Origin of the sequence: Frisingicoccus sp. (assembly GCA_016298055.1) — a bacterium.
In the GTDB taxonomy this organism is placed as follows: domain Bacteria; phylum Bacillota; class Clostridia; order Lachnospirales; family Lachnospiraceae; genus Frisingicoccus.
Window position 1 is genome coordinate 1 of sequence record JAEDDO010000084.1, and the last position, 7,947, is coordinate 7,947.

A 7,947-nucleotide genomic window follows, 5' to 3' on the forward strand; every position below is an offset into this window, starting at 1 on the left:
CAAAGGAACCTCGATGATAAATTCATCCGATCCCATTTCTTCAATTGTTTTCTTTAAATCCTCGAATGTGATTGTTTCGTTTTCCTGCATTGTTTACCTCCAAAAAAAGGCCCCTGTCTGGAAGAACCAAACAGGGGCATGAAAATTAGAGAGACATATCGTTACTCTTATGTTTCTTAGGTGCTTTGGCAGCATTTTCCATAGCAGCTTCTTTCTTAGGACCTGCCATTTCCTGCTGTTTTGTCTTCTGACGTGCCTCAAAGGTTGCAGCCTTCTCAAACACTTTGTCTTTGGAATCATAATGATATACTTCATCGGAAAGACGTTCTGCAGGACTTACCTGAGTAGCATTGACCTCACGAACCATGTTGCCAAGATCCACAGAGGACATATTGCCATCATCCGGAACCACAAGCTGCTCATGAATAGAGGATGGAAGAATGTAGTAGTCACCACCAATCTTTTCCGCTACCTTATCCATCTGATCAGGATAAAAGAGAGAAGCAGCGCCGTTAAGACCACGCTCATTAGAAACCACTGTCATCGGCACATCCTCCGCCGCAGGAAGATCCGCCAACATGGCTTCCATTGTTTCTTCATCCATACCGGCAGCCAGCATATCTGACATCATCATTTTCTTCATGACTTCTGCCATAGAGCTTACGGTTGCAGGCATAAGGATTGGAGCATTTTTCATGGCATCTTCATGAAGCTGCTCCTGGGTGATACCGTAGGACTTCAACATGTTGTTGTTTAACAAAGTAGATGCCATACCATTTTCCTCATCCATGCTTACTGCAATGTGATACGTAATGGCCAGGTCCTCATGAATCTGATGTGGTACATTCTGGAGTGTTTCCTGGTTCATTTCCGCATTGCTTACACGGATAAAGAGATTATGCTTTGCGATATCATAGTTCATAATGTTGCCAGGATTGATTTCAATGCCATCAGGCTGCATCTGAGCCATCGAAGCCGCCTTTACAACAGCTTCGGCCAAGGAAATATGATCTGCCTCGTATGCCTCATACAGGGCGTTCATATTGATAGTTGGAACTACTACCTGGCCTTCTTTACGAACAACAAGACCTGTGTACTGTTCATTGAGCTTTGTCTGCTCTACAAGCTCCACGCTTGCATTCTTATAATCACCAGGAAGAAATTCCTTGATCATATCCTGAATTGATTCTGTAAATGATTTAAAATCCATAAAAACTACCTCGTTCTTTCAAAAAACTATTTCTTAGAGTTACTTTTCTTCGGGAATTCCAGAGAGAAGGTTGTCCTTCCATCTTTGAATTCCACGATGAGATCTGCCGCAAAGTACATATCCTTCTTTCTGGAATACAAGTCCTTCATGTGGACTCTTCCGTTGGCAAGAAGGACTGTTGCTGTTGCTGCATCGATGCTCTTTTGCATGGTTTCCAGATAGCGGTTTTCTTTCCAAAGAGAGAAGTCACATTCTCTGTTGGAACAGTAGAAATTCTTCTTTCCTTCAAAAACCGGTCTGCCGCAATATGGACAATTACCGATTACCTTTTTAGAAGAAAATCGACTGGTTTCTTCTGACGGAAGAGCTTCCAGACCATTTAAGATCATGGATATCAGATTATTGATCCCGCGAAGGAATACCTCCGGATCCATCTGACCTTTTTCCATTTGCAAAAGCTGGTTTTCCCATTCCGCAGTCATGCTGGCAGACTGCAAACATTCTGGCATCACGCTGATCAATGCCTTGCCATCCTCTGTGGAAGTGAGTGTTTTGCCCTTTCGCACGATGTACTTATCTGCCACAAGTTTTTCAATGATTCCGGCACGAGTGGCAGGAGTACCAAGCCCCTTTTTCTCCGTGTCTTCATCAAATTCCTTGTTACCGGCAGTTTCCATGGCATGAAGCAACAGATCTTCATTGAATGCCTTCGGAGGAGAAGTAAAATGTTCCGTCTTATCAGCAGTGATCCGATAATAGGTTTTTCCTTCTGTTACCGGCGGCATTTCTTCCTTGCCGTATACATCCATCTCATACATGGCAAGACGCTCCTTGTTTTTGAAGCATTCCTCATAAATCTTCCAGCCCGGTTGTTTGATCTTTTTCCCACTGGCAGCGAAGTGTTCATCCTCACAGAGCACATCGGCATGAATCTCTGTATAGATATGTTCCACATCGGTTGCTGCCAGGAGCCGGATAGCAACCATAAAGAGAATCTTTTCTTCGGATTCCTTTAGATCTGAGAGTACCTTGCCAGTCAGTTCCATCGTTGGAATAATGGCATGGTGATCAGATACCTTGGCATTGTTCATGACCTTCTTCATATCCGGATTCCCTGGTTCCTCGAAAGGACCAAGTACCTGATAGACTTCATGAATTCTGCGAATCACACTTCGACCGGTGCTCTCCATATCCTCTGTCAGATACTGGCTATCTGTTCTTGGATAAGTGATAAGCTTTGCTTCATACAGAGCCTGGGCAGCCTCTAACGTCTGCTTGGCAGTCATTCCATAAACACGGTTGGCATCTCTCTGCAGAGAAGTCAGGTCATAGAGCTTCGGTGGTTTGATGCGTTTATCCTTTTCGGTTACGGAAAGAACTCTGGCATCTTTGCCATCACATTTTTGGAACAACAGGTCTGCCTCTGCTTCCTCAAACAGCTTTTCTCGGATTGCCTTCATACCATCGCAATCCAATTCCACATTGAAGTATTTCTGCTTCTGGAAGTTTTTGATTTGCTCATCACGTTCAACCAACATAGCCAAAGTCGGTGTCTGTACACGCCCAACAGTAAGCCTCTTAAAATATTTCGAAGTGAAAGCTCTTGTTGCGTTCATACCGATCAGCCAGTCAGCTTGGGATCTGCACACGGCAGCATTGGCCAGATTTTCATATTCTTTGCCATCTCTTAAGTTCTGAAAGCCTTCTAAGATAGCGGCATCCTCCAGAGAACTGATCCAAAGTCGTTTCACCGGAAGTCTGCTCCTGGATAAGTCATAGGCGTGTTTGAAGATTAGCTCTCCTTCACGTCCTGCATCACAGGCATTGACTACATAGTCGATACCGGGCTGATTTAACAGCCCTTTTAGAATGTAGAACTGATCCTTTTTATCCTTGGAAACCTCCAACTTCCAGTGGTCTGGAATGATTGGAAGATCCTCAAAATTCCAGTTCTTGTAACGTTCGTCATATTTCTCGGGGTAGGCATACCCCGCAAGATGACCCAGACACCAACTGACAATGCAGTCATCGCCTTCCAGGTATCCATCCTGTCGTTTGTCTGCTCCCAAAACCTGAGCAATGCTTCTTGCCACACTTGGTTTTTCTGCAATCACTAAATACATGTTTCTACCTCCAAAAAGACCGGCTACAAAGCTGCAACCGGTCTCAAAAATCTATATAAACGTTACTGTCTATCCCCTCAGTAACATTGTTTTTAATTATCGAAGTCTTCTGATTCCTCGTCCTCAAGTTCATCTGATTCCCCGATCATTTCGATGCCTTCCTCATCACCATCGTCTTCATCCTTTTTTGGCTTGATGAATTTCATGTATCCATATCCACCGACTCCAAGGACAGCTGCGGCAAAGATGGCAATCAGTGCTCCAAGATTAGATGAACTTTCTTCTTTTTCCGGAGCTTCCGTTTCTGTCTGGTTGTTCTGATCCGTATTTGTGTTTTCATCAATCACAATATTCGGAGTCACATCCACCACACTGGAGGTTGTCTGATCTTCCTCTAAGAATTCCTTCAGATCATTTTCATCAATCTGGGAAAGCATATATACGTTGTCAACAGTTGCTGATCGGTCAATGACCAAATAAAAAGTATTGTTATTCTTTGTGGTAATCGTTAAGAACTCTTTATTCTTACTGTTTGTGATATCGTCCTGAACCTGTCCATTGCCAGGTACGGAGAAAGGAGCTTCTTCCTCGGTCGTGTTTTCCTCAATGACCGTTTCTTCTTTTTCAGCTTTCTCTATTTTTGCAGCTTCGGTCTGGGTCGCCTCTGCATTCTCATCCACATAAGCAAAAGCAGTAGTACCTGTTGCCAAAATCATGCTTGCTGAAAGAAGAAGTACAGCCAGCATTTTATTCATTCCTTTGATTTTCACCATAATAGTTTTCCTCTCTTTCTGCGATTTCCTCGGAAATGTCTTCTTCTGGAAGTTCTTCCTCGTAAGCCTCTTCCACTTTAAAACTTACGCTACCATCCTGAATGCCATTTAACAGATCAAACAGCTCTTTGCTGCTAAGCTTCATGCCTCGAATACTTTTAATCATCTCGTTGTTTTCTTCCTGCTTTAGTGCAGTCTGAACACCTTTGAGATATCGCTGAAGCTCGGCAATCTTTTTCTCTGTCTTTTCGATTTCAGCCAAGTAACGTTTAATACGTTTGTTCAATTGCTTCACCTTCCTTCAAGGCTCCGGAACGCCTTAAGGCAGACGTCCGAAGCATAAAAAATGTTGCTGCCAGTATGAAGAATTGATATTGGCATATTGGATTGGATTACCACAATGGATCATCATTCCGTTACCAACATAGATTCCTACATGACTGGCTCCTGCAGTGTTATAGGTCTTTTCAAAGAAGATCAGATCTCCCGGTTTCGCTTGGCTCGGTGATACATAAGTACAAATACCACGCAAACCTTCTGCAGTCCTTCGACCATAGTTCCAACCATTGCCACAGTGATTGATCACCCAGGATACAAATCCGGAACAGTCAAAGCTTGTGCTAGGACTTGCACCTCCCCATACATATGGATATCCAAGATATTTCTCTGCTTCACGGATCATATTGGCAAATCTTTGATCCGATAGTGCCTCCGGTGGAATCTCATAGCTCATACCGCCGCTTCCTCCAGAGATTGTTCGAAGATCGAATAGATAATCTCTGTTTCCGTAGGTTCGATTCAAAGCCTCGTAAAGAATCAGTTCTTCATCGTCAAGGTTTGCCCTTGCAATGGCATCAAAGTTCTTACTGGTCAGTGTGACAGTAAGAATCCTTCGTGTCTCGGTAGAAGTAACCTGGACTTCACGACTTCCATTGCTATCGGCAATAAATGCTTCCCAAGTCTTATGACCATGTGCAGATGCTGCTGAATGGGAATCATAGTAAACATCAAAGGCAACGCCGTATCTGGCAAAGTTTCCGGTATCTTCTACGGTATATTCCACACCATTCATGACGATCTTTGTTCCCATGGGAACGATTGGATTATTGGCATCCACGGCAATGGTATGGTTTGCTCTTGGCATGGCACCACTGGCCGTAGGTCCACCAGCCCAGCTACCACAGCAAAGGGAACAGTTACAATAACCACTGGTCACAACATTTCCTAAGGATTCCCCAACACGCACCGTTCTGGTTTCGGTGACGGTTTCGGTTCTTCCGGATACATTCATGGCGTACTGAGCTTCGAAGAGTTCTCTGATCACATTCTTCACATCGTTATATTTAAATTCCCCATACTTTACAGTAAGGAAGGAAATCAGATGATAGGGATTGTGATAAATCTCATCCACGTTATAACGGTATTCGTCATAATTGGGATACCTAGATTCAATGGTATTGACCTGGCGGTTCAATTCACTCTCCAAGGCTCTGTAGGCATTCTCTGCAGCATAAATGTCATCGTCCGTACTTGGATAGGTTGTCATTCCCACAAGAGAACCGGCTCCCTGAATGGATACAGAACAGCTGGCAAGGGATACGGAGATAAGCATAAATATAAGAGCAAACACAGCGATTCCGAATAAGAGTGCTTTATTCTTTCGGAATATTTCTGCGGTTGCTCTTTTTGCTTTTTCTGTAAAGGTTTCTGTCACAGCAGTACCACCAGTGACAGCATCGGCACCTTTCTTTCCTTTCCTTGCTGCGATATAAGCATCCTTATACCGTTTCCTCTGCCAGAAGCGATTGAGTTCTCGTTTCTTTGTGGCTTCCTTTGCGATATCTTTGACTGCTTCCTCAGCCTCGCCAAACTTTAAACGTCCGCCAGTTGGATCCTCGGTTTCCCGATATCCTTTTCTTGCCAGTCTGCCGGAAGTACGATTCATTCTGGTCTGGGTACTTCGAAGACTTTTTGCCGCTTCCTCTATGGCAAGCTCACTGGCATGGGCTCCTTCTACCGCAGCATTGTCATCGCCTTCCTGATGAAGCTTGTTGTGCACATAACCGGAAACAGCAGCACTGCCAAGTCCAGCAGCTTTTCTTCCAAAGCCGGTTCCGGCACCGGCGATCATTCCGCCCTCATCATCAAAGGACAATTTGGAAACCTTCTTTTGTTCTTCCGTAAGACGTTTGCGTTGCTGTTTCTTTTGAATGGCTTCCTTGTTTTCTATGATTTCTTCCCTGGGAATACTTTCATGATCCCGAAGCTTTTCTCGGTAAGCAGAAGTTCTTTGTACAGACCTTCTGGAAACCTTTTTGCGTGAGTCGAATTCTTCTTTGTCTTCTTTTGCTTCATTCAAGGATTCCTTCGGCGCAGCTCTGGTAGGCGGCTCCTGAACAGAATCTTTGGTATGCTGATATTTCTTATTTCGTTTGGATGTTTCCGTATATTCCTGTCCTGCCACTTAAGTCCTCACCTCCTCTCCAAAACAGGCAAACTAAAAGCAGCTTTCCCCACTACAGACTGAATTTCTGAGAAAATGTCGCTCCCATACTTCCAAAGTTTCTTCATTTTTCTTTGCAATACCTTCCAGTTCATCCAGATCGTCCTTCCTGATCAGCGTTCCCATTTCTTTTATGAAACGAAGAAGTACATACATGGAATCCAGACTGTCATGCAAGTCCTCAATCAGCTGCAAGTAGGCTCTCTGACATTCCGGCAGATTGACCTCTGCCAAAATATTGCGAATCGTTCTATGAAGACTGTCACGATCCACCATCACCGGTTCGTGCTCATAATAATCAAAATACTGTTTCATGATTTAATCATCCTCTCTGAGTAGGCGTCCTACTACAACCATGCGTCCATTTTTATGACTGTACTCACAAGTGGACAGGGTGATCAGCTGATCCCCATAATCCGCTGTAACTCCGGTGTCGTAATAAGACTTTTTTCGACAAGTTTCTACAAATGTTTCGTATTCGAAATGCGTTTCCGCTTTGGTAAATACGTAATAGGCAAAGTCATTTCCCGTATAGACCGGTACGGCAAAACATGCCATAACTTCATAAGTTTCCTCTCCATGAAGAGTGCTGTAAGTGAAGGTCTTATGCTCCTGATAGAAAGATTCCGACTTATATTTGTCCAGGTGGGCAAACATGGCACCACTATTCATGTGATGTCCATAAAGGATCAGATTATCGAAATCCTCCAGATCACAGATTTCTGCAATGTAAGGAGTACCGCTGATGTCATATTCCTTATGGAAATTCCTTCGCAGGTAATAATTCTTTTCTTCCGGGTGATACATGACCGGATAATCAATCTTAGTTCCTTCAATGTGGATCCAACCAACGCAATCCGGATTCTGTTCATGGAGTTCCAAAAGTCCGGGATTGATATACACCTCGTTCGCATTCTCAGAATCTTTAGTATCTTCTGGCTTTTCCTGATCAAATACTTTTCTGATTTCTTCAAAGGTTTGATCGCTTTTCGCATCTTCCTGATACATTCCTGCCAGCATATAAACACTGACAGAAATGCAAAGAATGGAGAGAAACAGTAGGAAGCCAGTAGCAATCCTATTCATCGTTTTCGGAAGCCTCCTTCTGGTTGCGGGCCTCCACTTCCTCCGGTTTCGTTGTCATCAGACTGTAAAGCTTCAAGTTCTTGTCAAACTTATCCTTAAAAGGAATGATGGTACTTCCATAGAACAGAAGTCCTTCACCTTCGCCGGAGTTTGTTACATAAGACAACTGATACGGAGATATATTTAACTGCTTTGCAAGGATCTGTCTGTCACCCGCTGCCTGATTAAGCATCAGGATGAAATCACTGTTCT

7 protein-coding genes and 1 pseudogene are annotated in these 7,947 nt (G+C 43.7%); all 8 read right to left on the minus strand.

Going from position 1 to position 7,947, the window contains the following annotated elements:
* Window positions 1-145: 145 nt before the first annotated feature.
* Window positions 146-1,210 carry a DUF5688 family protein gene (locus tag QZZ35_RS07585; RefSeq protein ID WP_291236853.1) on the minus strand — a complete coding sequence of 355 codons (1,065 nt, stop codon included), beginning with the start codon at window positions 1,208-1,210 and terminating at the stop codon, window positions 146-148.
* A 26-nt stretch (window positions 1,211-1,236) separates the two neighbouring features.
* A complete protein-coding gene (locus tag QZZ35_RS07590; protein ID WP_291236854.1) occupies window positions 1,237-3,333 on the minus strand; it encodes a DNA topoisomerase 3 in 2,097 nt (698 codons plus the stop codon).
* Between the two features lie 92 nt (window positions 3,334-3,425).
* Window positions 3,426-4,106, minus strand: a complete 681-nt coding sequence (locus QZZ35_RS07595) for a CD1107 family mobile element protein (RefSeq protein ID WP_216413432.1) — start codon at window positions 4,104-4,106, stop codon at window positions 3,426-3,428.
* A complete protein-coding gene (locus QZZ35_RS07600) occupies window positions 4,081-4,392 on the minus strand; it encodes a DUF4315 family protein (protein WP_216413433.1) in 312 nt (103 codons plus the stop codon). Before QZZ35_RS07600 ends, QZZ35_RS07595 begins: the two co-directional genes overlap by 26 nt.
* A gap of 33 nt (window positions 4,393-4,425) precedes the next feature.
* Window positions 4,426-6,570: a C40 family peptidase gene (locus tag QZZ35_RS07605; RefSeq protein ID WP_291236855.1), complete on the minus strand. Its 2,145-nt coding sequence runs from the start codon at window positions 6,568-6,570 to the stop codon at window positions 4,426-4,428.
* A gap of 33 nt (window positions 6,571-6,603) precedes the next feature.
* Window positions 6,604-6,924, minus strand: a complete 321-nt coding sequence (locus tag QZZ35_RS07610; protein WP_216413437.1) for a hypothetical protein — start codon at window positions 6,922-6,924, stop codon at window positions 6,604-6,606.
* 3 nt (window positions 6,925-6,927) lie between these two features.
* Window positions 6,928-7,695 (minus strand): class B sortase, encoded by a 768-nt coding sequence (gene srtB, locus QZZ35_RS07615; protein WP_291236856.1) that lies wholly within the window; start codon window positions 7,693-7,695, stop codon window positions 6,928-6,930.
* A pseudogene (locus QZZ35_RS07620) lies at window positions 7,688-7,947 on the minus strand (VirB4-like conjugal transfer ATPase, CD1110 family); the annotation flags it as partial. The pseudogene QZZ35_RS07620 and the gene srtB, both read right to left, overlap by 8 nt.

Excerpts from the sequence above, each read along its gene's own strand:
- QZZ35_RS07590 (WP_291236854.1), bottom strand. The coding sequence starts at position 3,333 with ATGTATTTAGTGATTGCAGAAAAACCAAGTGTGGCAAGAAGCATTGCT.
- QZZ35_RS07585 (WP_291236853.1), bottom strand. The coding sequence starts at position 1,210 with ATGGATTTTAAATCATTTACAGAATCAATTCAGGATATGATCAAGGAA.
- QZZ35_RS07595 (WP_216413432.1), bottom strand. The coding sequence starts at position 4,106 with ATGGTGAAAATCAAAGGAATGAATAAAATGCTGGCTGTACTTCTTCTT.
- QZZ35_RS07610 (WP_216413437.1), bottom strand. The coding sequence starts at position 6,924 with ATGAAACAGTATTTTGATTATTATGAGCACGAACCGGTGATGGTGGAT.
- srtB (WP_291236856.1), bottom strand. The coding sequence starts at position 7,695 with ATGAATAGGATTGCTACTGGCTTCCTACTGTTTCTCTCCATTCTTTGC.